The 23834-nt window shown below is 71.6% G+C and carries 25 protein-coding genes; 7 read left to right on the forward strand and 18 right to left on the reverse strand.

Annotated elements, in window-relative coordinates:
- Nucleotides 1-3 precede the first annotated feature (3 nt).
- The 13 genes from BN1555_RS15155 to BN1555_RS15215 form a co-directional block, all read right to left on the reverse strand.
- Nucleotides 4-831 (reverse strand): NAD(P)H-binding protein, encoded by an 828-nt coding sequence (locus BN1555_RS15155; RefSeq protein ID WP_093799878.1) that lies wholly within the window; start codon nt 829-831, stop codon nt 4-6.
- An 84-nt stretch (nt 832-915) separates the two neighbouring features.
- On the reverse strand, nt 916-1791 hold the full coding sequence (locus tag BN1555_RS15160; protein ID WP_093799879.1) for an alpha/beta hydrolase: 876 nt from the start codon (nt 1789-1791) through the stop codon (nt 916-918).
- A gap of 62 nt (nt 1792-1853) precedes the next feature.
- Nucleotides 1854-3113 (reverse strand): kynureninase, encoded by a 1260-nt coding sequence (gene kynU, locus BN1555_RS15165; RefSeq protein WP_093799880.1) that lies wholly within the window; start codon nt 3111-3113, stop codon nt 1854-1856.
- Nucleotides 3106-3948 (reverse strand): tryptophan 2,3-dioxygenase family protein, encoded by an 843-nt coding sequence (locus tag BN1555_RS15170; protein WP_093799881.1) that lies wholly within the window; start codon nt 3946-3948, stop codon nt 3106-3108. Before BN1555_RS15170 ends, kynU begins: the two co-directional genes overlap by 8 nt.
- Before the next feature lie 151 nt (nt 3949-4099).
- Nucleotides 4100-4513, reverse strand: a complete 414-nt coding sequence (locus BN1555_RS15175) for a DUF3151 domain-containing protein (RefSeq protein WP_093799882.1) — start codon at nt 4511-4513, stop codon at nt 4100-4102.
- 186 nt (nt 4514-4699) lie between these two features.
- Entirely contained in the window at nt 4700-5722 is a 1023-nt protein-coding gene (gene fbaA / locus BN1555_RS15180; RefSeq protein WP_093799883.1) for a class II fructose-bisphosphate aldolase, read from the reverse strand.
- A 199-nt stretch (nt 5723-5921) separates the two neighbouring features.
- Nucleotides 5922-6461: an orotate phosphoribosyltransferase gene (gene pyrE, locus BN1555_RS15185; protein WP_093803415.1), complete on the reverse strand. Its 540-nt coding sequence runs from the start codon at nt 6459-6461 to the stop codon at nt 5922-5924.
- 36 nt (nt 6462-6497) lie between these two features.
- Complete coding sequence (locus tag BN1555_RS15190) at nt 6498-7286, reverse strand: aldose epimerase family protein (protein WP_093799884.1); 789 nt, start codon at nt 7284-7286, stop codon at nt 6498-6500.
- A gap of 78 nt (nt 7287-7364) precedes the next feature.
- A complete protein-coding gene (locus tag BN1555_RS15195) occupies nt 7365-8225 on the reverse strand; it encodes an SRPBCC domain-containing protein (protein ID WP_093799885.1) in 861 nt (286 codons plus the stop codon).
- A gap of 85 nt (nt 8226-8310) precedes the next feature.
- Nucleotides 8311-9930 (reverse strand): polyamine aminopropyltransferase, encoded by a 1620-nt coding sequence (locus BN1555_RS15200; protein ID WP_255306045.1) that lies wholly within the window; start codon nt 9928-9930, stop codon nt 8311-8313.
- Between the two features lie 54 nt (nt 9931-9984).
- Nucleotides 9985-10503: a DUF2617 family protein gene (locus BN1555_RS15205; protein ID WP_093799887.1), complete on the reverse strand. Its 519-nt coding sequence runs from the start codon at nt 10501-10503 to the stop codon at nt 9985-9987.
- Nucleotides 10504-10841: 338 nt separating this feature from the next.
- Entirely contained in the window at nt 10842-11045 is a 204-nt protein-coding gene (locus BN1555_RS15210) for a hypothetical protein (protein WP_176710043.1), read from the reverse strand.
- A 220-nt stretch (nt 11046-11265) separates the two neighbouring features.
- Nucleotides 11266-11901, reverse strand: coding sequence for a hypothetical protein (locus tag BN1555_RS15215; RefSeq protein WP_141662855.1), 636 nt, complete (start codon nt 11899-11901; stop codon nt 11266-11268).
- A gap of 620 nt (nt 11902-12521) precedes the next feature.
- Between BN1555_RS15215 and BN1555_RS15220 the strand changes: the two genes are divergently transcribed.
- The 4 genes from BN1555_RS15220 to BN1555_RS15235 all read left to right on the forward strand — a co-directional run bounded on the left by BN1555_RS15220 (nt 12522) and on the right by BN1555_RS15235 (nt 15087).
- The gene (locus BN1555_RS15220; RefSeq protein WP_093799890.1) at nt 12522-12776 is read left to right on the forward strand and encodes a WGxxGxxG family protein; all 255 of its coding nucleotides are present in this window, start codon (nt 12522-12524) and stop codon (nt 12774-12776) included.
- A 29-nt stretch (nt 12777-12805) separates the two neighbouring features.
- Nucleotides 12806-13081, forward strand: coding sequence for a hypothetical protein (locus BN1555_RS15225; protein ID WP_255306046.1), 276 nt, complete (start codon nt 12806-12808; stop codon nt 13079-13081).
- Between the two features lie 59 nt (nt 13082-13140).
- A complete protein-coding gene (locus BN1555_RS37915; protein ID WP_107081080.1) occupies nt 13141-13608 on the forward strand; it encodes a hypothetical protein in 468 nt (155 codons plus the stop codon).
- A gap of 270 nt (nt 13609-13878) precedes the next feature.
- Nucleotides 13879-15087: a pyridoxal phosphate-dependent aminotransferase gene (locus BN1555_RS15235; RefSeq protein ID WP_093803418.1), complete on the forward strand. Its 1209-nt coding sequence runs from the start codon at nt 13879-13881 to the stop codon at nt 15085-15087.
- A gap of 168 nt (nt 15088-15255) precedes the next feature.
- Here the strand turns inward: BN1555_RS15235 and BN1555_RS15240 are convergent, their stop codons facing one another.
- Nucleotides 15256-15786 (reverse strand): type III secretion system chaperone family protein, encoded by a 531-nt coding sequence (locus tag BN1555_RS15240; protein WP_093799891.1) that lies wholly within the window; start codon nt 15784-15786, stop codon nt 15256-15258.
- A 113-nt stretch (nt 15787-15899) separates the two neighbouring features.
- Nucleotides 15900-18485 carry an ATP-dependent chaperone ClpB gene (gene clpB, locus BN1555_RS15245; RefSeq protein ID WP_093799892.1) on the reverse strand — a complete coding sequence of 862 codons (2586 nt, stop codon included), beginning with the start codon at nt 18483-18485 and terminating at the stop codon, nt 15900-15902.
- Between the two features lie 122 nt (nt 18486-18607).
- Between clpB and BN1555_RS15250 the strand changes: the two genes are divergently transcribed.
- Nucleotides 18608-19024 (forward strand): pyridoxamine 5'-phosphate oxidase family protein, encoded by a 417-nt coding sequence (locus tag BN1555_RS15250; RefSeq protein WP_093799893.1) that lies wholly within the window; start codon nt 18608-18610, stop codon nt 19022-19024.
- A 149-nt stretch (nt 19025-19173) separates the two neighbouring features.
- Here BN1555_RS15250 and BN1555_RS15255 read toward each other — a convergent pair whose 3' ends face one another.
- Nucleotides 19174-19494 (reverse strand): Rieske (2Fe-2S) protein, encoded by a 321-nt coding sequence (locus BN1555_RS15255; RefSeq protein ID WP_093799894.1) that lies wholly within the window; start codon nt 19492-19494, stop codon nt 19174-19176.
- Nucleotides 19491-19727 (reverse strand): hypothetical protein, encoded by a 237-nt coding sequence (locus BN1555_RS15260; RefSeq protein ID WP_093799895.1) that lies wholly within the window; start codon nt 19725-19727, stop codon nt 19491-19493. Before BN1555_RS15260 ends, BN1555_RS15255 begins: the two co-directional genes overlap by 4 nt.
- Nucleotides 19728-19813: 86 nt before the next feature.
- Here BN1555_RS15260 and BN1555_RS15265 point away from each other — a divergent pair, with 86 nt between their 5' ends.
- Nucleotides 19814-20824, forward strand: coding sequence for a helix-turn-helix transcriptional regulator (locus BN1555_RS15265; RefSeq protein ID WP_093799896.1), 1011 nt, complete (start codon nt 19814-19816; stop codon nt 20822-20824).
- A gap of 400 nt (nt 20825-21224) precedes the next feature.
- Nucleotides 21225-23219 (forward strand): fibronectin type III domain-containing protein, encoded by a 1995-nt coding sequence (locus tag BN1555_RS15270; RefSeq protein ID WP_093799897.1) that lies wholly within the window; start codon nt 21225-21227, stop codon nt 23217-23219.
- A gap of 152 nt (nt 23220-23371) precedes the next feature.
- On the opposite strand, the gene BN1555_RS15275 is transcribed toward BN1555_RS15270, so the two are convergent.
- On the reverse strand, nt 23372-23833 hold the full coding sequence (locus BN1555_RS15275) for a heat shock protein transcriptional repressor HspR (RefSeq protein WP_093799898.1): 462 nt from the start codon (nt 23831-23833) through the stop codon (nt 23372-23374).
- Nucleotide 23834: the final 1 nt, after the last annotated feature.

Raw genomic sequence — 23834 nt, forward strand, 5'->3', positions numbered from 1 at the left:
CCGTCAGTCCCGCACCCGGAAGGACTCCGCGTGGTCCGCCGCCCACTCGGCGAAGGTGCGTGCCGGGCGCCCCGTGACCCGCTCGACCGTGTCGACGACGGTGCGGCCCTCCGGCGGGGTGTTCCCGTACACGTCCAGCAGGAAGGCGACGGTCTCCGGGTCCGTCCCCGCCCGCCGCCAGCGCTCGGCCGCCTGCTCCGCGCTCAGCTCGGTCAGGCCGATCTCCCGGCCGCGCGCCGCCGCCAGCACCCGCACCTTGTCGCGGACGGTCAGCGCCTCGGGACCGGTGATCAGGTACGTGCGCCCCGCGTGCCCGTCCTCGGCGAGCGCCACCGCCGCGACCGCGCCGATGTCGGCCTCGTGGACCATCGCGCTGACCCGGTCGACGAAGGGCTCCGCCACCTCGTCCTGGGTACGGATCGCCTCCGCCCACTCCAGCGTGTTGGCCATGAACTCGACCGGCATGACCAGGGTCCAGTCCACGTCCCCGGCCTCCACCGCGTCCTGGAGCGGGGTCGGGCCGCCCCCGTTGAGGACCGTGATGCGCCGTACGCCCGCCTTCGCCGCCAGTGCGACGATCTCGGGGCCCGTGGTCAGCGGCGCGAAGTACGCTCCCCCGAACGTGATCAGGTGCAGGCCCGTGACGCCTTCCAGCGCGGGGACCAGCGTCTCGGGGTCGGTCAGGTCTCCGCGTACGGTCTCGACCCCGGCCGGGAGGTCCGCCTTCGCCGGGTCACGGGTCAGCGCCCGCACCCGCTCGCCCCTGCGGAGCAGTTCGGCGACCACCTGGCGGCCCACGGTCCCTGTCGCTCCGGTCACGAGAAACGTCATTGCAGGCTCCTTGGCTCGGCTTCTTCCACCACCGTAGGAACCCTTGCGGACAGCTCCTGTCCGCAAGAACGACGCGACCGGTGCTCAGTACGCGAGTTGCTCGATCTCCTCCGCGACCACCGCGCACGCGTCCGCCGCCGGGTCGATCAGCGGGAAGTGCCCGACGTCCTCCAGCAGGGTCAGCCAGACCGGCTCACCCGCCTTCACCGCCGCGTCGGTGTAGGCCTCGGCGACCGCCTGCGGTACGACGACGTCGGTGCGGCCCTGCACCAGGACCGTGGCGATACCGGTCGGCAGCAGCGCGGCCGGATCGGCGTACGGCCTGCGCTCGTCGAAGTCCTCCTTGCCGCCTACGAACTCGACGGCCGCCCCCGCGCACACGTCCAGCTCGCGCGCGGTCCCGAAGTCCGCGATCGGCGCGAGCGCGACGACGCCGCGCAGCGCGGGCGCCGCCGGCAGGTGCCACGGCGCGTCGGGGGGCAGTACGTGCCGGGCGGCCGCCCACAGCGCGAGGTGACCGCCGGCCGAGTGGCCCGTGAGGACGGTGCGCCGGATGTCGGCGCCGGGCAGGGCCTCCCGTACGAGACCGGGCAGCAGGTCCATCGCCGCGGCCACGTCGTCGAACGTCTCCGGCCAGCGCCCCGCCACCGGGCCTTCCCCACCGTGCCGGCGCGGCGGCTCCCCGCCCCGCCGGTACTCGACGTTGGCGACGGCGAAGCCCCGGCGGGCCAGGAAGTCCGCGAACGGCGTGATGTGCTGCCGGTCGTACCGGGCCCGCCAGGCGCCGCCGTGCAGGACGACGACGAGCGGGGCCCGGTCCCGGCCGTCGCGCGGCGCGTAGAAGTCGACCACCTGATCGGGGTGTTCGCCGTACGCGGCGGTCGCGTCGGGCACGACCGCCGCGTGGGAGAAGGCCGACTCCGCCTCGACAGCGTCCCGTTCGGCTGAGGGGTCCGGCATGCGGGGACCAACCCTTCGGTGCGTACAGCCCATCGATCCAGGTGTCGGGACGCTACCAGCCCTCAGGCCCGCGCTTCTCCCAGGTCCTCACCCGCGAGGCGACGCAGGACCTGGCCCAGCTCCCGGGCCGCCCGCTCCGCGTCCGCGAAGCCGACGTACAGCGGTGTGAAGCCGAAGCGCAGCACGTCGGGGCGGCGGAAATCGCCCACCACTCCGCGCGCGATCAGCTCCCGCATGACCTCGCCCGCGTCCACACCGTCCTCGCACCGCAGCGAGACCTGGCTGCCGCGCTCGTGGTGCGGGGCCGGGGTCACCGAAGTGACCCGGCCCGCGGGCGCGTAGCTGTCCACGCACTCCAGGAAGAAGTCCGTCAGAGCGAGCGACTTCTCGCGCACGTCCTCGACGGCGACGCCCTCCCACACGTCGAGCGCGGCCTCCAGCGCCAGCATCGACAGGATGTCGGGGGTACCGACCCGGCCCCGCGCCGCACCGTCCGCCGGGGCGTAGCCGGGCGTCATGCCGAAGGGGTCGACGTGCGAGTGCCAGCCCGGCAGCGGGGAGTCGAAGGCGGCCTGGTGGCGCTGCGCGACGTACAGGTAGGCGGGCGCGCCGGGACCGCCGTTGAGGTACTTGTACGTGCAGCCGACCGCGAAGTCGACGCCGTGCGCGTCGAGCCCGACCGGCAGCGCGCCCGCGCTGTGGCACAGGTCCCAGACCGTCAGCGCCCCGGCCGCGTGGGCGGCGGCGGTGAGTCCCGGCAGGTCCTGGAGGCGGCCCGTGCGGTAGTCGACGTGGTTGACGAGGGCCACGGCGGTACGCGGGCCGAGGGCGGCCGCGAGGTCCTCGGGGGCGACGGGGACGACCCGGCGGCCCGTCATCCGGGCCGCGGACTCGGCGATGTAGCCGTCCGTGGGGAAGGTCGAGGCGTCGACGAGGATCTCGTCCCTGGCCTCCGGCGCCAGCCGGACCGCACCCACAACCGCCTTGAAGACGTTGACACTTGTGGAGTCGCCGGCCACGATCCGGCCCGCGGCCGCGCCGACGAGCGGTGCTATCCGGTCGCCGATCCGCTCGGGCGCGGCCCACCAGCCGCTCTCGTCCCAGGAGCGGATGCGCATCTCGCCCCACTGCCGGGTGATGACGTCGGCCATCCGCTCCGGCACGTGGCGCGGCAGCGCGCCCAGCGAGTTGCCGTCCAGGTAGATGCCCTCGTCGTCGAGCGCGAACAGCTCGCGGTGCTTGGCGAGACCGTCGGCGGAGTCGAGCGCGGCCGCCCGCTCCTGAAGGTCCGCGGAGTTCGGGAAACCGGTGGAATCAGACATGGCTACGGGCCGTCCAGAGCTCGGGGAAGACGTTCTTCGTGGCGCGCTTCTCCAGCCAGGCCACACCGGCGGAGCCGCCGGTGCCGACCTTGGAGCCCATGGCGCGCCGGGTCGCGACGAGGTGGTCGTTGCGCCATCGCCACACCAGCTCGCCGACGTCGGTCAGCAGCTCGCCCAGGCGTACCAGTTCGGCGTTCTGGTCGCCCTGGTAGATCTCGGTCCAGACCGCTTCGACCTCGGGCGAGGGCTCGTACTTCTGCGACAGGTCGCGATCGAGCACGGAGTCGGGCACCGGCAGACCGCGCCGTGCGAGCAGCCGCAGCGTTTCGTCGTACAGGCTCGGCTCGTGCAGCGCCTTCTCCAGCTCGGCGTGCACGCGCGGCGCACCGCGGTGCGGGACGAGCATCGAGGCGGACTTGTCGCCGAGCAGGAACTCCATCCGCCGGTACATCGCGGACTGGAATCCGGAGCCCTCGCCGAGCGCGCTGCGGTACGAGTTGAACTGCGCGGGGGTGAGGTGGGCGAGCGGCCGCCAGGAGGCGTTGAGGGCCTCCAGTTCGCGCAGGGAGCGCTTGAGCGCGTCCGTGGCGACCCGCAGGTCGTCCTGTCCGAGCGCCTTCGCCGCGGTTTCCCACTCGTGGACGATGACGGTGAACCACAACTCCATGACCTGGGTCGTCACCAGGAAGACCATCTCCCCGGGGTCGTCGGAGAGGGGGTGCTGGAGGTGGGTGAGGACGTCCGCCTGGACGTAGTCCTCGTAGGGGGTGGTGCCCGCGAAATCGAGGTTCGGGGTGTCCGAACCTGCCGCCTGGGCATCGGGGTTTTGTGACATCGCTGTCTCCTCGACACGAACTTCCAGGTAGCGGTCCGCCCCTTCCTTGTGGCTACGGAGCCCCGGTCCCTTCCCGGCATCATAAGACGTAGCCGCGGAACGCGGGAGGCCCGCGCCTGACGGCACGGGCCTCCGCGGCTGTCACCCCTGGTCAGCCGAGGGTGTCGGCCGCCGCCGGGGACGAGTCCCGCAGGAAGGACGAGCAGCGCTCGTACTCCTCCTGCTCACCGATCGACTGCGCGGCGCGGGCGAGCGCGTGCAGCGCGCGCAGGAAGCCGCGGTTCGGCTCGTGGTCCCACGGCACGGGGCCGTGGCCCTTCCAGCCGGCGCGGCGCAGCGCGTCGAGGCCGCGGTGGTAGCCGGTGCGGGCGTAGGCGTACGACTCGACGACCCGGCCGTTCTCGAACGCCTCGTCGGCGAGCTGGGCCCAGGCGAGCGAGGACGCGGGGTACTTCGCGGCGACGTCGGACGGCGCCGTGCCGTTCGCGAGCAGCTCGCGCGGCTCCGGGTCGTCGGGCAGGTGGGTCGGGGGCGGTCCCCCGAGCAGGTCTTGGTGAATGGCCATGGGCCCCAGTCTGCCTGGCGCGCGGCGCGGCCGCCGCCAGGGGGCACCGGCCGCCGCGCGGAGCGCCCCGCGGACGTGTCCCCGGCCGGCACGACGCCGCCGGGCCCGGCACCCCTCGGGGAGGGGTGCCGGGCCCGGCGTACACACCGCACCGCACTGCGCGGACGCCGCGCAGTGCGATCGCGCCTACTTCAGCTTCGTGCCGGTGGAGCGCAGGTTCGCGCACGCCTCGGTGACGCGCTTGGCCATCGACGCCTCGGCCAGCTTGCCCCAGGTGCGCGGGTCGTACGTCTTCTTCGAGCCGACCTCGCCGTCGACCTTCAGGACGCCGTCGTAGTTGCGGAACATGTGGTCCGCGATCGGGCGGGTGAAGGCGTACTGGGTGTCGGTGTCGAGGTTCATCTTCACGACGCCGTTCTCCAGCGCGGTGGCGATCTCCTCGGCCGTGGAGCCGGAGCCGCCGTGGAAGACGAAGTCGAACGGGGACGTCTTGCCGTACTTCTCGCCCACGCCCTCCTGGAGGTCCTTCAGCAGCTCGGGGCGGAGCACGACGTTGCCCGGCTTGTAGACGCCGTGCACGTTGCCGAACGAGGCGGCCAGCAGGTAGCGGCCCTTCTCGCCCAGGCCCAGCGCCTCGGCGGTGCGCAGCGCGTCGTCGACGGTCGTGTAGAGCTCGTCGTTGATCTCGTGGGTGACGCCGTCCTCCTCGCCGCCGGTCGGGGTGATCTCGACCTCAAGGATGATCTTCGCGGCGGCGGCCTTCGCGAGCAGTTCCTGGCCGATGGCCAGGTTGTCGGCGAGGGTCTCGGCGGAGCCGTCCCACATGTGCGACTGGAAGAGCGGGTTCAGACCCTTGGCGACGCGCTCGGCCGACACGTCGATCAGCGGACGCACGTACGTGTCCAGCTTGTCCTTGGGGCAGTGGTCCGTGTGCAGCGCGATCGTCACCGGGTACTTCTCGGCGACGATGTGCGCGAACTCGGCCAGCGCGACGGCGCCGGTCACCATGTCCTTGGAGTACTGGCCGCCCAGGAACTCGGCGCCACCGGTGGAGATCTGGATGATGCCGTCGCTCTCGGCCTCCGCGAATCCGCGCAGTGCCGCGTGCAAGGTCTGGGTCGAGGTCACGTTGATGGCCGGGTAGGCGAACTTGCCTGCCTTCGCCCGGTCGAGCATCTCGTTGTAGACCTCGGGGGTTGCGATGGGCATCTGTCCGCTCCTTATGACGTGCGGGTGTGTGGTGCTGGGCCCTGACCTGGGGGCGACGTCATCGTCGCCCCTATCTTTCCAGACTCTCGCCGCGGCTCCACCCTGCGTACGGTCCGGACATGGGGGAAGGGCGGACCGTTTCACATGAAACAATCCGCCCTCGAACGAACACGCAGGTCAGGGTGGCTGCGGGTCGCGGTTACGCGAGCCCGAGTTCCTCCAGCGAGTAGGCGTTGACGTACGGAAGGCCCGCCTCCGCGATCTTCGGGGCCGCGCCCCGCTCCACGATCACCGCGACACCGACGACCTCGCCGCCCGCCTCGCGGACCGCCTCGACGGCGGTCAGCGGCGAGCCGCCGGTCGTCGAGACGTCCTCGACGACCAGGCAGCGGCGGCCCTTGACGTCCGTGCCCTCGATGCGGCGCTGCATGCCGTGCGCCTTGCCCGCCTTGCGGACGACGAAGGCGTCGAGCCGCTGCCCGCGCGCGTGCGACGCGTGCAGCATGGAGGTGGCCACCGGGTCGGCGCCCAGCGTCAGACCGCCCACGCAGTCGTAGTCCAGCTCGGCGGTGGCGTCGAGCATCACCTGGCCGACCATCGGCGCGGCCTCGCCGTCCAGCGTGATCCGGCGCAGGTCGATGTACCAGTCGGCTTCGATCCCCGAAGACAGGGTCACCTTGCCGTGCACCACGGCCTTGTCCTTGATCTGCTGGAGCAGCTCACCACGTACGTCAGTCATGCCCATGAGCTTAAAGCCGTCGTCGCCGCCGCCGTGTCACAGCCGCCGCCAGGTCCAGGTGGTCTCGGTCTCCAGCGGCTCGATGGGGGTCACGTACCGCGGCATCGTGTTGAGCCCGTTCGGCGGCCCGGTCTGCGGCTCCACGCACACCGCTTCGGCCTGCTCGTCGTACACGACGACCCACTCGGCGCGGCTGGTCACCCTCAGCTCCAGCTGCCCCGGCCAGGTGAGCGTGACGTCCACGCCGTCCGGCATCCCGAAGCAGTCGTCCCACGGGCCGGGCCGGGGCTCGGTCCGCCGCCCGGTGGGGAGGTGGTCGTCGCCGCGCTCCTCCTGCCAGGCGGGGGTGAAGTCGATCCGCACGTCCTCCCCGCCGAGGTTGCGGAGGAACCAGGGGTGCCAGCCGGCCTGCGCCGGGAAGGAGTCGCTGTACGTCTCGACCCCCATCGTCAGGGTGAGGGAGTCCCCGGTCAGCCCGAAGGCCTGGGTGACCCGGCCCTGGTACGGCCACGGGTCGGCCAGGTCGTACGTGAACGCGGCCTCGCTCTTCTCGGCGCGGGCCGTGTGCCAGGCGGTGTCCCGGCCCGTGCCGTGGATCGCGTGGGGCGGGGAGTTGAGGGGCATCTGGTGCAGGGTCGCGCCGCTGAGGAACCTGCCGTGGTCGATGCGCCCGCACCACGGCACCATCGGGAAGCAGCCGTACCGCTCCCCCTGCCGCAGCAGTTCGGTTCCGCCGATGCGCAGGCCGGTGATGCGGCAGCCGTTGTCCTGGGCGATGGTCAGCTCGGCGTCGCCCGCCGCCAGTCGCGTCTCTTGGGTGCTCACGTTCCCGACCCTAAGGTCTGCCGCCCGGCGGGGCGTGCGCGACGGCGCTGTCGCACCGCGTTCCACCGCCGCCGGGGCTCAGCGCCTGCGCCGCAGCACCCGTCCCACCACGACCGCCGAGGCCAGCACGAGTGCGGCGGCGGGGGCGACCCAGCGCAGGGTGTCGGTCGTCGACGTCGACTGCGGGGCGGGGACCGGGGCGTACCGCCCGCGCGGCGGCGCGTGGTCGACCTCCTCCGCACTGCGGCCGATCATGGTGCGCCGCGCATGGGCCGCCTCGGCCGGCGGCTCCGCCGGCGAGGGGACCCCGGGCACGTCCTCCAGGCCGGGTACGTCGGCCTGCGGATCCAGCGACGGCGGCGGCACCTCGGTGTCGAAGACCGACGGCCGCGGCTCGCCGCCCCCTTCGGCATCGGCATCGGCGCCGACCCCGGCGTCGGCCTCGGCCGGGCCGGAACCGGGGCCGGGGTCGGCGTCGCCCGCCGTGCGCGCGTCCGCCCGCGTGCCGCCGGCCGGGGTTTCCGCCAGGCGGGTGGTGAAGCGGTCCAGCAGGCGGTGGGACGCGGACAGCGTCGCCGGCGCGTCGAGCTCCGCGATGCGGCCCTCGCCGCTCGCCGTGCCCGTGTACGTCACCGTCGTACCGCCGTCGGCCTCCTTCAGCCGTGCCGTCAGCACCACCTTGACCGCCCCCGTGCCACGGACCTCCGTGCCCTCGCCCTCGACGGCGAAGGTGCCGTCAGGGCGGCCGGTGACCCGCAGGGTTCCCCGGTACGTGATCGTGTGACCGCCGATGCGGACCCTCAGCCGCCCGGTGAGCGGACCGGACGCCTCGTCGGCGTCCTGCTGGAGGCCGGGCACGCAGCGCGCGACCCGGGCGGGGTCCCCCAGCGCGTGTCGCAGGGCCTCTGCCGGAACCGGAACGAACACTTCATGCTCCATGGGACCCGAGCCTACTCACGCATGCCCGCCCGCACCCGCCCCTGCGAGGAATCCGCACAAGTGATCCGGCGGGTGCCACGGGCGGTCAGTGCGCGTACCGCGGGTGCACCAGGGTCGACGCCACCGCTCCCGGCACCCGCGCCTCCTGTGCCGACCGCTCCCCGGCCCGGAGCACCGCCGGTGTCAGCGACCGCAGCCGGGGGGCGTCGGCCGCGAGGCCGAGGCCGGGGCGCGCGTCCCGCGCGGCGAGTACGAAGCCCCAGTCGTGCGGGGCCACCGCCGTGCCCGGGTCGCGGTCGGGGCCCCCGACGAAGCCGGAGAGGCGGCCGGTCGTACGGTACGGACGCGTCCGCAACCCCGCGGCCCGCAGCGTCGCGTCGACCGTCCAGTAGACCCGCGGCCGGGTCGCCAGCGGCCCCGCGTGGACGGCCATCCGTCCGCCGCTCGCCAGGACGCGTGACGCCAGCCCGAAGAACTCCTGGGAGTACAGCTTCGTGCTCGGTGTGATGCCGGGGTCGGGCAGGTCCGAGATGACCACGTCGTACGGCCGCCGGCCCTGTCCCTCGTACCGCAGCCAGGTGAACGCGTCGGCGGTCTCGACCCGCAGCCGCGGGTCCCGGTGGGCTCCTCCGTTCAGCGCCGACAGGGCGGGGTCGTCACGGGCCAGCCCGACGAGGTCCGGGTCCAGCTCCACCACCGTGAGCGACTCCACGTCCGGGTAGCGCAGCACCTCCCGCGCCGCCAGCCCGTCGCCGCCGCCCAGGATCACCACGCGCGCGTGGCGTCCGCGCATCGCGGGGTGGACCAGCGCCTCGTGGTAGCGGTGCTGGTCGCGGCCGCTGACCCGCAGCCGCCCGTCGAGGAAGACGTCGAGCCGCCCGTCCGGGCCGCTGGTGACGACGATCTCCTGCACGTCCGTCTGCACGGCGACTCGCACCCCTTCCCCGTACACCGCCCGCCGTACCGCCCGCTCGAAGTCGCCGACGAGGACCGTCGCGGTGGCGAGCAGCGCCAGCACCACCGTGTTCGCGACGACCAGCAGGCAGCGCTCGCGCCGCGTCAGTTCGCGCCGGAAGAGCCACAGCACCAGCGCCCCGCCCGCCACCGTGTTGACCGCCCCGGTCAGCAGTGCCCCGGTCAGCTGTCCGCACAGCGGCAGCAGGAGGAACGGGAAGGCGAGTCCGCCGGCCAGCGCCCCGACGTAGTCCGCGGCGAAGAGGTCCGCCACGTCGCCGCTCGTGTCCCGGCCCTCCCCGCGCCGGGCCACGCGCTGGATCAGCGTCATCAGCAGCGGGATCTCGGCGCCGATGAGCACCCCGATGGCCAGCGAGAAGCCGACCAGGACGTACCGTGCCCCGCCGAGCCAGGCGAACGTCGCGTAGAGCACCAGCGCCGAGGCGCCGCCGACCAGTGCCAGCGCGGCCTCCATCAGGCCGAACCCGACCGCGGCACGGCACCGCAGCCGCTTGGCGAGCAGCGAGCCGATGCCCATCGCGAAGACCATCACCGAGAGCACGACGGACGCCTGGGTGACGGAGTCGCCGATCAGGTACGACGCGAGGGCGACCAGTTCGAGTTCGTACACGAGACCGCACGCGGCGCAGACGAAGACCACACCGAGCACCAGGAAACGGCCGGTCCGCGGACGCACAGGCAGGGCCGCCGGGGCTTCCGGCGCCGAAAGCGGCACAGGTGCATCGATCACCATGGGAACGCTACGTCACAAGAAGCTGACCGCACGTCACCCATGGGAGTGCACTTACAGGGACGCATGCATACGTGCGCCGACCCGTGATCGCGTCGCCACCAGTCGGCCCTCCTGCGGGTACGCGTGCCAGGTGCGCCACCGCACCTGGCCCTCGCACCGCTGCGCCAGCATCGCCGTGAACGCGTGCGGACTGCCGGGAAACGTACCCGCCAGGCCGTGGGGGTGGTCGGCGACGAGCGCGAGGAGTTCCTGCGCCCGGCCCGCGAACTGCCTCCGGGAGAGCGTCTCCACGCGGGCGGCGAATTCGTACTCCCACGTTCCGACCCGTTTGGCCACACCCAGTGGCAACGGCGTACTGGTGTCGGCCATGCAGGCGACCGTCTCGGAACAGAAACTTTCGTCCCCCTCCAGAAGCACTTGGTGGGAGGCCCCGAGGAGCCTCAACTGGATTATCGCGCCGTTCAGTTGCAGGTCGAGGACGGCGAGGGCCGGCAGCGGCTCGCGCCCCAGCGCCCAGGCCAGATCGGCGGCGCGCGTGTCGGTGTAGGCGGTCTTGAGGGTCGTGAGCATGAGTGGGCTCCGCAAACAGGCGTTCAGAAAGGCGGACAGGGGTCACCCGGGGGTGCGTGGGGGAATTCGGGGACCGCCTGCTCGGGTCCACATGAGGTCCGAGGGCTGGTGTTCTCGACAGCGAGGGAATCACGGTGAGTGCTGCCGTCACAGCGCTTTTACCCAACTTGACGTGGTTTCCATCCCCCGGGTGACCACCCGGTTCAACTGTTCAACAGGAAAGCGCCCGGCGGGAGTTCACCTGCCGGGCGCGTGGGTCTGACGTTCTGCGCGGTGCTGTCGCGGTACGCGGAGCGAAGGCTTCGTCCCGCGGTGGCGGCGGAGGCGACGGCCCCGTGTCAGTCGCCTCCGCCGCCCCCTCCACCACCGCCGCAACCGCCACCGCCGCCCCAGGACGAACCGTCGTTCTGACTGCCCTCCCACCAGCTGCCGCCACCGCTGTAGCGGCCGCCCGATCCCCGGCCGCGCTTCCCCGCGAGCGCGGTCAGTCCCACGATCGCCAGCACCACGATCACCAGCAGGCCGAATCCCACGATCCCCACGGCCCCCACCGTCCTTCCGGTCCCCCGAAGCGAGGTGCTCGCTTCTTCCGTGTCTTGCGTGACCGGGTGATGCCCTCGGCGCTCCGGCGCCAAAGCAGACTTGAGCAACTTCAGAGGGTTCTATCGAAGGAACGGCCCCTGACCTGCATATATGTGCAGGTCAGGGGCCGTTCGCACACCACTGGGCCGTCTGCGGGCCGTGCTCTTTCCCAACGATTGTTCAGGCTCCGAGGTGTCCCCCGTCGCTGACGCCGAGGAGAGGGATCGTGAGCCGGCGTTCGACGGCGGTGGGCAGGGACCACAGCTCGGCACGCCGCCTTTGGTCCTCCGCCCCCTGACGGGCGGCGCGGCGGATACCGGACACGGCCAGGGGCAGGGCGGCCAGGGACACGGCGAGCCCGGTCCCGAGGAGCACACCGGCGAGTACGGCGCCGTCCGCCAGGGCGAACGGAAGCGCGAACCCGAGGCAGAGCGCGCCGAGGCCGCCGAGGACGGAAACCATCCACCACAGTGGCGTGAGCGGGTGCTCGTTGCGCAGGTGGTCGACCAACTGTCGGTCGGTGGGACGCCGCCGCGGGTGCCTTCCGGCGGCGATGAACAGCTCGGCCCGCCCGCGCAGCGCCCACACAGCGTGCACTCCCACCCATGCGACGGGCAGCACGAACAGCGTCACCAGCACCAGACCCGCCTGGATCGCCCGTGACACCGACACCCAGCCGGCGGCGCCGGCAACCATGGACGCCACGGCGGCTCCCACGAGTACGGCGCTCGCCGCGCTCGTGGCCACGAGCCATCGCCGGGCCCGCCGCACCCGAGCACTGAGAGGGAACTCGACCGCGTCCAACAACTTCTCCAATCGATGACCGCAAGCACTTTACGCAGCCCTCCCAGGAGGATGCGCCCCGATACGCACCGCCCCGGATGCGAACGGCCCTTGCCTGCGCAAAAGCGCAGTCCAAGGGCCGCCCGGGCCTCAGTGGACCGTCTGCGGGCCGTGATCTTCCCCAACGATGCGCCGGAACACCGAGTTGACGGCACGACGGGCACGCTCGCGGTCCCACGAACGTCTCGGTGGCTTGGGCGCTCCCGGCCAGGCCCAGCGTGCGTACGCCGCCGCAGTCGCGAGCGCGGCCGGGCGGGTGAGCACCCGTCACATCAGGAGCAGTCGGTTTTGGGGGTTTCCCGGTTCCCAGCGTCCCCACGCGTGCGCGGGAGAGCGGAAACTCCCGCCACGAAGCGTCGCGATGGGCCTCTCGGGCGTCAACCTACGCCGAAGGTGGCTGGACGGGCCATCCGCTCCGCGAGGCGGCCACGACCGCCCCCACGGCGGTCGAGGCGCGAGCGTGCGCTCTGCGTTCACCGCTTGTTGAACCCGCAATCAAGAGGTGCAGATAATTGCCGCAGAGCGGTGTTTATCTGCATATTTTGGTAACACGGATTAATGTCAAAGCGACTGCTGAGACGAGGGAGACAACCATGCGTAGAACCGCAGGCACCGCACTCATCGCCATTCTCTTGGCCATCGGCCCCGTAGGCGCAGCGGCCAGTCACGCCACCGAGCAAGTGAGCCCCACCGCCGCCACCGCCACCGTCCAGGCCCAGGAAACCAATGGCGACAAGGACGACAGTGACGACGGCCTTTGGGGCCTCTTCGGCCTTCTGGGACTCGCCGGCCTCATCCCCCGGCGCAAGAACCGCGAACACCAACCCCACAGGGACACCACCCGCTAGTACCGGCATGTGACCCGGAGAGCGCCACGGTGATCAAGAAGACGCACGAAATGGGCATCCGCAGCGGACACGCCTGCACGGCTGCCCTGGCCTCCATCGGCCTCACCGTGGCCGCCCGGGTCGGCTCCTTGAAGATGGAACCCGGCACCGGGCTCGCCCGCGCCGACCGCTGGGGTCCCTTCGTCGGCGAATGGGCACCCACGTTCTTCGGTCTGGGCCCCGCCCTCTCCCGCTACGAACAGCAGGACGGCACCCTCACCGGCGCCCACGTGCACGAGTTCCGCGAACGTCAAAGGGCCGGCTGAACAAGTCCGCGGCAGCGCCACCGCCAGAGGCGCTGTCGCGGCTTCACAAATACAAGATCATGAACACTTTCGACGACGGCCCCGGCCAAGTCCGACAACGCCCCGAGGGCGTGAGCGACACCATGGTGCGGGCCCTGGGACCACTGTCGAAGGCACTGGAAACAACAGAGCGGCCCCGCGCCGTTCGTCGCGATGCCGAGCGTCCGTCCCTCACTGCGCAGCGCTTCGAGGCCCTCCCGTACCCCTGGGAAGCAGCGCACCGGCCGAGCGATGCCGTCGACGTACTCGCGCCGGAGGTCGCCTGGGTCGTCGCTGAGCCCAAGTGCCTCCCGCAGATGGACGAAGCCCGCCGGGTGGGCCCGCTCCCGGAGCCGCTCGCCGATGACGGATTCCGCCCCCTGGCCAGTCTCCGCGACCGCGCAGAACCGCGGGCCCGGTCGACCAGGCTCCCGCGTCGGTCAACCAAGGTGCTGTCGGGATCGAAGAGTGCCAGCACACAGCGACGCTACGCGACCAGGGGCGGGTAGCGAGCCTTGGCCACTACCCGAGCGAGTACGAGCGTGACGGGCCCGGAGGAGCACGGCCCGGACACTCTGTCCGGGCCTTTGGTCTCCTGCTTCGCGCGTCGGGACCGGGCCGTCCGTGGGCCGTCCGAGGGTGGCCAACGACAACGGACGACGACAGTTGCCGACCACTCCCGCCCTGCTCGGAGACAGTGCGGTGGGTACCGTCGCAGGTGCCAGTCACCGTAGGCAAGTTGAGCAACTCCAGAGCTTCCGCCCAGGATGGCCGTCATGATGACGCCGACAGACCAAGCACGCGGCCGGGACCACGGCCGGCGCCCCCTGCTCAACCGCAGGCTGGCGGAGTTCGGGACGACGATCTTCGCGGAGATGTCGACACTGGCCCTGAGGACAGGTTCGATCAACCTCGGCCAGGGCTTCCCCGACACCGACGGCCCCGAGGAGATCAGGGAGGCGGCCGTCCGTGCCCTGCGCGACGGCCGCGGCAACCAGTACCCGCCCGGCCCCGGCGTCCCCGAACTGCGTACCGCGATCGCCGCCCATCGGGAGCGCTTCCACGGACTGGTCCACGATCCCGACACCGAGGTGCTCGTCACCGCCGGCGCCACCGAGGCGATCGCCGCGTCCCTCCTCGCCCTGGTGGAGCCCGGCGACGAGGTCGTCGCGCTGGAGCCGTACTACGACTCGTACGCCGCCTGCATCGCGATGGCGGGCGGCACCCGCGTCCCGGTCACCCTGCGCCCGCGGGAGAACCGGTACGTGCTCGACCTGGACGAGTTCCGCGCCGCCGTCACCCCCCGCACCCGCCTCCTCCTCCTCAACACCCCGCACAACCCCACCGGCACCGTCCTGACCCGTGAGGAGCTGACCGAGATCGCCGCGCTCGCGGTCGAGCGCGATCTCCTCGTCGTCACCGACGAGGTCTACGAGCACCTGGTCTTCGACGGCGAGCACATCCCGCTCGCGTCGCTGCCCGGCATGCGCGAGCGCACGGTCACCATCTCCTCCGCCGGCAAGACCTTCTCGTACACCGGATGGAAGGTCGGCTGGATCACCGCGTCCCCCGCCCTGGTGACGGCCGTCCGCAGCGCCAAGCAGTTCCTGACGTACGTGTCGGCCGGGCCCTTCCAGTACGCCGTCGCCGAGGCCCTGCGGCTGCCCGACACGTACTTCACCGGCCTCCTCGACGACCTGCGGGCCAAGCGCGACCTGCTGTCCGCCGGGCTCGCCGACGCCGGCTTCGAGGTCTACCGCCCGGCCGGCACGTACTTCGTCACCACCGACATCCGCCCGCTGGGCGAGACCGACGGCTTCGCCTTCTGCCGTGCGCTGCCGGAGCGGTGCGGAGTGGTCGCCATCCCGAACGCGGTCTTCTACGACCACCGGGAGGAGGGCGCGCCGTTCGTGCGGTTCGCCTTCTGCAAGCGGACCGACGTGCTCCAGGACGCGGTGGCCCGCCTGAGGGGCCTGGCCGGCGGCTAGCCCGGCAGACCGGCCGGCGGCCGGGCTGTCCGCCGCGGCCCGGCCGGCGGGCATGAGAAAGCCCGGCCGGGGGCCGCGGTCGTGGTGACCGCGGCCCGGCCGGGCTGCCGCTGAGCTGCGGGGCGCACCTGGTGACGGCCGCCCCGGTTCCGCCGTGGAGCGCGCCGCTCAGGCGCCGTCTTCGCTGTCGCCCTCGGCGGAGTCGACGTCCTTCTCCAGGCCGAGCTGCTCGACGAGCCACTTGTCGAACTCGATCGAGGCGCGCACCCAGCCGACCGTCGACGAGACGAAGTGCTCCAGGCTGACGCCGGTGCCGATCAGCATCTGCGCCTCACCGATGAGACGGACGGTGCCGTCGTCGTGGGTGTGGCTGTAGACCTTGGGCCACAACGTGCGGCGGTTCCAGTCGTCGATCAGTTCGAGGAGCTGGACCTTCTCCTCGATCGCGTGCGGCCGGTCGTAGAAGGTCCGTACCGAGAAGACCTGCTGGTCGTCCTCGCCGCGGAACATGAAGTACGTGCGGAATTCCTCCCACGGCGCGGCGAGGTCGCCCTCGTCGTCGACGACGTACTTCAGCTCCATCTGGTCGAGCAGCTGCTTGACGAGGTCCTGGTCCGGGACGACGGGGCCGGCCGGCCCTTCCGGCTGCGGTTCGGGCTGGCCCCCGAAGTCGGGAATCGAGGACGGGTCGATAGACATGTTCAGTACTCCTGGGATCTCGCGTGTGGGGTCTCGGGTGGCTGCCTGACATCGACCCTAGTCGCGAAAGCGGGCCGGGGTCCTTCGCCCTCCGCTGAACTCCGCCGAAACCACTACCGCGCGGCGCCCACGGTCAGTCCGTCCTCGGAGCGGTCCACCCGTACCGTGTCGCCGTCGGTGATCTCGCCCGCCAGGATCTCCTTCGCGAGCCGGTCGCCGATCGCCGTCTGGATGAGGCGGCGCAGCGGCCGGGCGCCGTAGGCCGGGTCGTTCCCCTTGTCCGCCAGCCAGGCCAGGGCGGCCGGGGTGACGTCGAGGGTGAGGCGGCGGTCGGCGAGGCGCTTGGCGAGGCGGCCGATCTGGAGCTCGGCGATGTGCGCCAGCTCGTCCCCCGACAGGGCGGAGAAGACGACCAGGTCGTCGAGGCGGTTGAGGAACTCCGGCTTGAAGGAGGCCCGCACGACCTCCAGGACCTGCTCCTTCTTCACTTCCGCGCTGGTCAGCGGCTCGACGAGGTACTGACTGCCGAGGTTGGAGGTCAGGATCAGGATGGTGTTGCGGAAGTCCACCGTCCGGCCCTGACCGTCGGTGAGGCGGCCGTCGTCGAGGACCTGGAGCAGGATGTCGAAGACCTCGGGGTGCGCCTTCTCGACCTCGTCGAGGAGCACGACGCTGTACGGGCGGCGGCGGACCGCCTCCGTGAGCTGGCCGCCCTCCTCGTAGCCGACGTAGCCGGGCGGGGCGCCGACCAGCCGGGCGACGCTGTGCTTCTCGCTGTACTCGCTCATGTCGATGCGGACCATGGCCCGCTCGTCGTCGAAGAGGAAGTCCGCGAGCGCCTTGGCCAGCTCGGTCTTGCCGACACCGGTCGGGCCGAGGAAGAGGAACGAGCCGGTCGGACGGTCGGGGTCGGCGATGCCGGCGCGGCTGCGGCGCACCGCGTCCGAGACCGCCCGTACCGCCTCGTGCTGTCCGATCAGGCGCCTGCCGAGCTCGTCCTCCATGCGCAGCAGCTTCTGCGTCTCGCCCTCGAGCAGGCGTCCGGCGGGGATGCCGGTCCAGGAGCCGACCACGTCCGCGATGTCGTCGGGGCCGACCTCCTCCTTGACCATGGTGTCGGTACGGGCCTCGGCCTCGGCGGCGGCGGCTTCCTCCAGCTCGCGCTCCAGGCCGGGGATCTCGCCGTACAGCAGCTTGGAGGCGGTGTCGAAGTCGCCGTCGCGCTGGGCGCGCTCGGCCTGGCCGCGCAGGTCGTCCAGCCTCTCCTTCAGCTCACCGACGCGGTTGAGGCCCTGCTTCTCCTTCTCCCAGCGGGCGTTGAGGCCGCGCAGCTCCTCCTCCTTGTCGGCGAGGTCGCGGCGCAGCTTCTCCAGGCGCTGCTTGCTCGCCGGGTCGGACTCGTTCTTGAGCGCGAGTTCCTCCATCTTCAGCCGGTCGACGGAGCGCTGGAGTTCGTCGATCTCGACGGGCGAGGAGTCGATCTCCATGCGCAGGCGCGAGGCGGCCTCGTCGACGAGGTCGATGGCCTTGTCGGGGAGGAAGCGGGAGGTGATGTACCGGTCGGAGAGGGCCGCGGCGGCCACCAGCGCGGAGTCCGCGATCTGCACCTTGTGGTGGGCCTCGTACCGGCCCTTGAGGCCGCGGAGGATCGCGATGGTGTCCTCCACGGTCGGCTCGGCGACCAGCACCTGCTGGAAGCGGCGCTCCAGGGCGGGGTCCTTCTCGATCCGCTCGCGGTACTCGTCGAGGGTCGTCGCGCCGACCATGCGCAGCTCGCCGCGGGCCAGCATCGGCTTGAGCATGTTGCCCGCGTCCATGGCGGAGTCGCCGCCGGCGCCGGCGCCCACGACGGTGTGCAGCTCGTCGATGAAGGTGATGATCTGGCCGTCGCTCTCCTTGATCTCGGAGAGGACGGTCTTGAGCCGCTCCTCGAACTCGCCGCGGTACTTGGCCCCGGCGACCATCGCGCCCAGGTCCAGCGACACCAGCCGCTTGTTCTTCAGCGACTCGGGCACGTCGCCCTTGACGATGCGCTGGGCGAGCCCTTCGACCACGGCCGTCTTGCCGACGCCGGGCTCACCGATCAGCACCGGGTTGTTCTTCGTACGCCGCGACAGCACCTGCACGACGCGCCGGATCTCCTGGTCCCGCCCGATGACCGGGTCGAGCTTGCCTTCGCGCGCGGCCGCCGTGAAGTCGGTGCCGAACTTCTCCAGGGCCTTGTACTGGCCCTCCGGGTCGGGTGTGGTCACCCGGCGCCCTCCCCTGATCTTCTCGAACGTCTCCAGCAGTTTCGCGGCGCTCGCGCCCTCCTGGGAGAGTACGTCCCCGGCCTTGCCGCCCTTGGCCGCGATGCCGATGAGCAGGTGCTCGGTGGAGAGGTAGTCGTCGCCCAGTTCCTTCGCCCGCTGCGAGGCGTCGGCGATGACCGCGAGCAGCTCGCGGTTGGGCTGCGGCGGGGCCACGGTCGACCCCGTCACGCTGGGCAGCGCGGCGAGCGCGCGCTCGGCCCCGGCCCGTACGGCCGCCTGGTCCGCCTCGACGGCGGCCAGCAGGTCGATGATGTTCTCGTTGTCCTCGCCCGCGAGCAGGGCCAGCAGCAGATGCGCGGGGGTGAGGTCCGCGTGCCCGTCCTGCACGGCTCGATTGCTTGCCGACTGGATCGCGTCCCGGCTCTTGTTGGTCAGCTCTGCGTCCACTGCGCTCTCTCCTCCTCGGCGGGGCGGGGAGCTTTCTCCCTCAGCTATGACTTGTTCAGCATCCGCAAAGTTGAGTCTATTCCACTCAAGGCGAAGAAGGACAGCACGGCTACGCTGCCACCATGGCCATCGACGTACGCAACCCCGGTCCGGAGTACCTCGCCTTCTGGCGCGAGTACCACTTGTGCACGCTGACAACCCCGCGCCCGGACGGCTCGCCGCACGTCGTCCCGGTCGGCGTGACGTACGACCCCGAGGCGGGGCTCGCCCGCGTCATCACCAACAAGACCAGCACGAAGGTCGCGAACGTGCAGGCGGCGGGGTCGGACGGGGCGCGGGTCGCCGTCTGCCAGGTCAAGGGCGGTCACTGGGCGACGCTGGAGGGGCGGGCGGTCGTCCGTACCGAACCGGAACTGATCGCGGAGGCGGTACGCCGCTACGCCGAGCGGTACGAGCGCACGCCGGCGCCGAACCCGGACCGCGTGCTGATCGAGATCACCCTGGACCGCGCGATGGGCCGGGTTCCGGGCGCGGTCTGATCGGGGTCCGGTCCCGGATCCGGGACCGGGTCAGGGCCCGGACTCCGATCCGCGTGCGGACAGCACAGCGGCGCCACCGTGTTCAGGTCCACGGTGACGCCGCTGTGTGGGGGAGCGCCTGAGCGATTTGTAACGACGGGGGAATCGCTTCAGGCGCTGCGGGGGGTGGCAGTGCTGGTTTCTGGTTCGAACAGCTGATGGTCACGCTGGTCGAGATTGACGAACACCATGCCGTAGCGCACGACACAGCGAACGGGCTTCGGCGCCCCCCGGGGCCTGCGGAGGCACCGGTAGGCACGGACGTCCTCATCCTCTTCACGCGCGACCAGGATGGGCTCGCCGAACAGGGTGACCATCAGCGAGTCGCCACGGTGGGGAATGGCCGTGACCAGGTCGATGAAGTGCCACCCCGAGCGGTAGGCGGTGGCCATCTCGCGCCTGAAGGTGCGGTCGTCCGGTGGGACGGTCATGCGTCCGTCTCGGCCGGCGCGACGCCCCAGCCGGTGTCCGACGGACCTTCCGCCTGTACGTTGCCCCAGCCGGTGTCCGGCGGGCCGGACAGCTGAGAGTTGCCCCAGCCGGTGTCCGGCGGCGAGTCCATCACGCCGCTGCCACCCAGGGCCCCGAAAGCCACGGCCACAGAGAAAGCAACGGCAAGCGCCGAGCGAAGCAATATTTTGTACATGGTCGGCTTCGTCCTCACTTGAAGGTTTCCTCTCCCCCGTGTCACAAAGACGATGGCTCATTCAGGCACGTCAACGCCACAGAACCGATGCATCATGTTCCTGCATGTTCAGGACCCTGGGGGGTGGAGATTTGCCTATAAATGAATCAAAACCGACACATCCCCATGCCGTCACCGAGCTGTGTGACGACGGAGCGGAGTTCTATGCCAGCGCCCTGAGCGCGGGACGGATAGCGCGCGCCGAGGTGCATACGGCCCCGTGTCTGCTGGATTTCGCCTTGCTGCATCCCGATCCGGACGACGAAACGTGGCTCCGTCCGGTTCCACCGTCCGTCGCACTGGCGCAGCGGCTCCACCCCCTGGAACGGGAGATCCAGGACCGGAGACGCCATTCCCTCGAACTGACCGAATCCTTCGAGCCGTTCATGGCCATCAGCGCCCAGGACCCGGCGCCCACGCACGCGATCACCGTGCTGGAAGGCTTCGCCCGGATCAACGCGGCGCTCAACCTCGCCACCGCGGAGTGCCGCAACGAAGTACTGACGATCCAGCCCGGCGGACGGCGCACCGAGCACATTCTCAACCAGGCCCTCGAACGCGACAGGCCGCTGATAGACCGCGGGGTCCGGATGCGCACCCTGTACCAGCACACCGTCCGGCACAGCCAGGGCACGATGGCCTACGTGGACCGGATAGCCGACGGAAAGGTCGAGATCCGGACGCTCGAAGAACTCGTCGAGCGGCTCATCATCTGCGATCAGACGGTCGCCTTCATCCCGGCCCGCGACGACCAGCAGGTCGCTCTGGAACTCCGCCACCCCGGCCTCGTCCAGTACCTGATCGGCGTCTTCGAGCAGTTCTGGCAACGGGGCGTGCCCCTCCAGGAGCAGGTCTCCTACAAGCACACCCCCGACGGCATATCCGGTGTCCAGCGCTCCATCGCCAAGCTCCTCGTCGAGGGGTACGTCGACGAGGCCATCGCCCGCCGGCTCGGCATGAACGTACGGACCGCCCGCGCGCACATAGCCAAGCTCGCCGCCACCCTCGGCAGCGGAAGCCGCGCCCAACTCGGCTACCTCATCGCCCAGTCCGGCATCCTGGAGCAGGACCACTGACCACCCTCCTCTCCTGACCACGGTTTCGCCACCGCCATCTTGTTGCACCGCAAAGACGGGGGAGCCCGGATGAGCGGGGACGGGGAGGAACCAGCGCGTTCACCTGGCGACCGGGAACGGCGCGGCGCCGCGATCCGGCTCCACACCGGAGCACTCCTGCCCCGGTGTCCCCCAGCACTCCCGTCACCGCCGTGCAGCGCAGCATCACGCGGCCCCCCGACCGGGGAAGGCACCGCCGAGGCGGTGGCCCGCAGGACGGGCACCGGCGTACGGACCTGCCGCGCCCGCATCTTCCCCAACTCGGCCTGGCGAAGCGGTAGTTTCACACCATCTCCATCTGTAAAGTCGTCCTCCCCCCACGTCTGTGACTCCTCTTCTCCAACAGAAAGAGCTGCCGGCCGTGTACGTGGACACCCGCACCTCCCTGCGCGCCGTCGCCACGGCCACCGCGCTCGCCATGAGCACCGGAGCGCTGTACGCACTCGGCGTCACCCCGGCCTCCGCCGCCTGCGCCCCGCCCACCTGGCAGGCGCAGTTCTTCGCCAACACGACGTTCACCGGGACGCCCGCCGCGACCGTCTGCGACGCCGCCGTCAGCGAGGACTACGGCACCGGCGACCCGGCCGGGGTCACCCTCCCCCCGGACGGCTTCGGCGTCCGATGGTCCCTGACCCGCGACTTCGGCTCCGGCGGCCCCTTCACGCTCACCGCCGAGGCGCTCGACGGCATCAGGGTGTACGTCGACGGAGTGCGCCGGATCGACCTGTGGCAGGACGTCACCACCGTCCGGAGGAAGACGGCCGACATCACCATCCCCCGGGGCGTCCACACCCTGCGCGTCGACTACGCCGCCTTCACCGGCTCAGCGAGCGTCAGGTTCGGCTACGCGCCGCGCACTTCGCCCGACGTGGACACGGTGCCGCCGCTCGCCCCCGCGGGCGCGAGGACGGCGTACGACACGGCCACACGCAGGGCCACCGTCACCTGGTCGCCGAACGCCGAGATGGACCTGGCCGGGTACCGCGTCTTCCGCCGCCTCAAGGGCTCCGGCACGTACCTCGACGTCACGGGCGCGCCCCACATCACCGGCACGACGTACACCGGCGTCCCGCCCGCGACCGGCGAGGTCTGGTACTACGAGGTCCGCGCCGTCGACAAGGCCGGCCGCGAGGGTCCCGGCAGCGCCGACATGCCCGTCACCACCGTCGACAGGACGCCTCCCGCGGCCCCCGCCGGCCTCGCGGGGAAGCAGGAGGGCGGCGACACCAACTCCCTGACCTGGCAGGCGGTCACGGACGCGGTGAAGTACGAGGTGTACCGCGCGGCCGGGGACTCGCGCGAGTACGCGAAGACCGCGACGGTGGAGACCCCGGCACACACCGATTCCGGCCTCGACCCGGCGGTGGCGTCGTACAAGTACACGGTCAAGGCCCTGGACGCGGCCGGGAACGCGTCGCCGTACGCCCCGCACATCACCCTCTCCCACGACACCGCCCCGCCCCCGCCGCCCACCGCGCCCGCCGTCACCGCCGAGGACGACACGGGAGTCACCCTCTCCTGGCGGAGCGGGGCCACCGCCGGCACCGAGGCGTACACCGTCTACCGCGCTCCCGAGGACCTCGACGTCGAGACGGTGGTCGGCACGACGGAGGCGCTCACCCTCCAGGACACCACCGGCCAGGCGGGGCAGCGCTTCCGTTACCGCGTCGCGGCCGTCGACGCGGTGGGCAACGAGTCGGCGAGGACGGAGTGGGTGTACGGTCGGCGGGCGGTCGGCCCGGACGCCGTACCGACCGCGCCGCAGGAGCTGACGGGCACGCTCACGGGCGGCCGGCTGGAACTGGGGTGGGCGGCGGGCCCGTACGTCCCGGTGACCGGGTACCGCGTCTACAGGAGCGCGACGAGCCCCGTCCCCACCGGCGCCGGCGCGGAGCCCTACCGCGTCACGCGGGACCCCGCCCTGGCCGTCGACGACGTCCCTGCCGACGAGCGCGGCCACTTCTACGCGGTCGTCGCCGTGACCCGGTACGGCGTCGCCTCGCCCGCCTCGGGCTCCTTCAGGCCCGTGTACCAGGCGCACCGGCCGCCCGCCGCGACCCGGATCTACGACGTGTCCGGCCACGACGGGATGGTGTGGTTCGTCTGGGACCACGTGGAGGCCGACGAGGGCGCGCCCGCGGTCACCGGCTACCGCGTCTACCGGGCGACGGAGCCCGGTGTCACGAAGGAGAACGCGACCGCACTGCCCCTGACCACGGACAACGAGTTCAGGGACACGGACGTGACCAACGGGGCGGCGTACTACTACGCGGTGGCCGCGGTCGACGCGGAAGGCGGCGAGGCACCGCTGTCGGCGGAGGTCTCCGCGACGCCGGAGGCCGACGCGGCCCCCTGACCGGGGGCCGCCGCCGGAGCGCCGGGCCCGCGGGGTGATCACGTCCGGCGTTCCCCCGCGCGGACCCGGTGCCACGCCCCGGACACGCCGAAGGGGCCGGCGGACACGAGGTCCGCCGGCCCCTTCGGCCGGCCCGCGGGGCTACGGCCTGTTCAGGTCTTCTGCTCACCCGGGCGTCTGCCCGGCCGCCAGACCACCAGCGCGCTCGCCTGCTGCACGTCCTCGTACCGGACCAGGTCGCGCCGGTACGACGCGTGCACCTGCGCCTCGCGCTGCTGCAACGCGACCGCCGCGCCCTCCACCGCCGCCGAGAGTTCGGCGACGCGCTGCTGGAGCGCGATCACCTGGTTCTCCAGCTCGATGATGCGCTTGATGCCGGCCAGGTTGATGCCCTCGTCCTGCGACAGCTGCTGCACCTGGCGGAGCATCTGGATGTCACGGGCCGAGTAGCGCCGGCCACGCCCGGCCGTGCGGTCGGGGGAGACCAGGCCGAGGCGGTCGTACTGCCGCAGGGTCTGCGGGTGCAGACCGGAGAGCTGTGCCGCGACCGAGATGACGTACACCGGCGTCTCGTCGGTCAGCTGGTACGGATTACGGCGCTGGCGCGGGTCCATC

This window comes from Streptomyces sp. Wb2n-11 (genome assembly GCF_001049855.1).
Classification (GTDB): domain Bacteria; phylum Actinomycetota; class Actinomycetes; order Streptomycetales; family Streptomycetaceae; genus Streptomyces; species Streptomyces altiplanensis.

What these genes read in the sequence shown, in the direction of transcription:
- BN1555_RS15255 (WP_093799894.1), bottom strand. Translation starts at nt 19,494, where the DNA reads ATGACCGTCCCACCGGACGACCGCACCTTCAGGCGCGAGATGGCCACC.
- kynU (WP_093799880.1), bottom strand. Translation starts at nt 3,113, where the DNA reads ATGTCTGATTCCACCGGTTTCCCGAACTCCGCGGACCTTCAGGAGCGG.
- BN1555_RS15205 (WP_093799887.1), bottom strand. Translation starts at nt 10,503, where the DNA reads ATGCTCACGACCCTCAAGACCGCCTACACCGACACGCGCGCCGCCGAT.
- BN1555_RS15265 (WP_093799896.1), top strand. Translation starts at nt 19,814, where the DNA reads ATGTTCAGGACCCTGGGGGGTGGAGATTTGCCTATAAATGAATCAAAA.
- BN1555_RS15155 (WP_093799878.1), bottom strand. Translation starts at nt 831, where the DNA reads ATGACGTTTCTCGTGACCGGAGCGACAGGGACCGTGGGCCGCCAGGTG.
- fbaA (WP_093799883.1), bottom strand. Translation starts at nt 5,722, where the DNA reads ATGCCCATCGCAACCCCCGAGGTCTACAACGAGATGCTCGACCGGGCG.
- BN1555_RS37915 (WP_107081080.1), top strand. Translation starts at nt 13,141, where the DNA reads ATGAACACTTTCGACGACGGCCCCGGCCAAGTCCGACAACGCCCCGAG.
- BN1555_RS15160 (WP_093799879.1), bottom strand. Translation starts at nt 1,791, where the DNA reads ATGCCGGACCCCTCAGCCGAACGGGACGCTGTCGAGGCGGAGTCGGCC.
- pyrE (WP_093803415.1), bottom strand. Translation starts at nt 6,461, where the DNA reads ATGACTGACGTACGTGGTGAGCTGCTCCAGCAGATCAAGGACAAGGCC.
- BN1555_RS15195 (WP_093799885.1), bottom strand. Translation starts at nt 8,225, where the DNA reads ATGGAGCATGAAGTGTTCGTTCCGGTTCCGGCAGAGGCCCTGCGACAC.
- BN1555_RS15240 (WP_093799891.1), bottom strand. Translation starts at nt 15,786, where the DNA reads ATGTCTATCGACCCGTCCTCGATTCCCGACTTCGGGGGCCAGCCCGAA.
- BN1555_RS15220 (WP_093799890.1), top strand. Translation starts at nt 12,522, where the DNA reads ATGCGTAGAACCGCAGGCACCGCACTCATCGCCATTCTCTTGGCCATC.
- BN1555_RS15250 (WP_093799893.1), top strand. Translation starts at nt 18,608, where the DNA reads ATGGCCATCGACGTACGCAACCCCGGTCCGGAGTACCTCGCCTTCTGG.
- BN1555_RS15170 (WP_093799881.1), bottom strand. Translation starts at nt 3,948, where the DNA reads ATGTCACAAAACCCCGATGCCCAGGCGGCAGGTTCGGACACCCCGAAC.
- BN1555_RS15235 (WP_093803418.1), top strand. Translation starts at nt 13,879, where the DNA reads ATGACGCCGACAGACCAAGCACGCGGCCGGGACCACGGCCGGCGCCCC.
- BN1555_RS15275 (WP_093799898.1), bottom strand. Translation starts at nt 23,833, where the DNA reads ATGGACCCGCGCCAGCGCCGTAATCCGTACCAGCTGACCGACGAGACG.
- BN1555_RS15175 (WP_093799882.1), bottom strand. Translation starts at nt 4,513, where the DNA reads ATGGCCATTCACCAAGACCTGCTCGGGGGACCGCCCCCGACCCACCTG.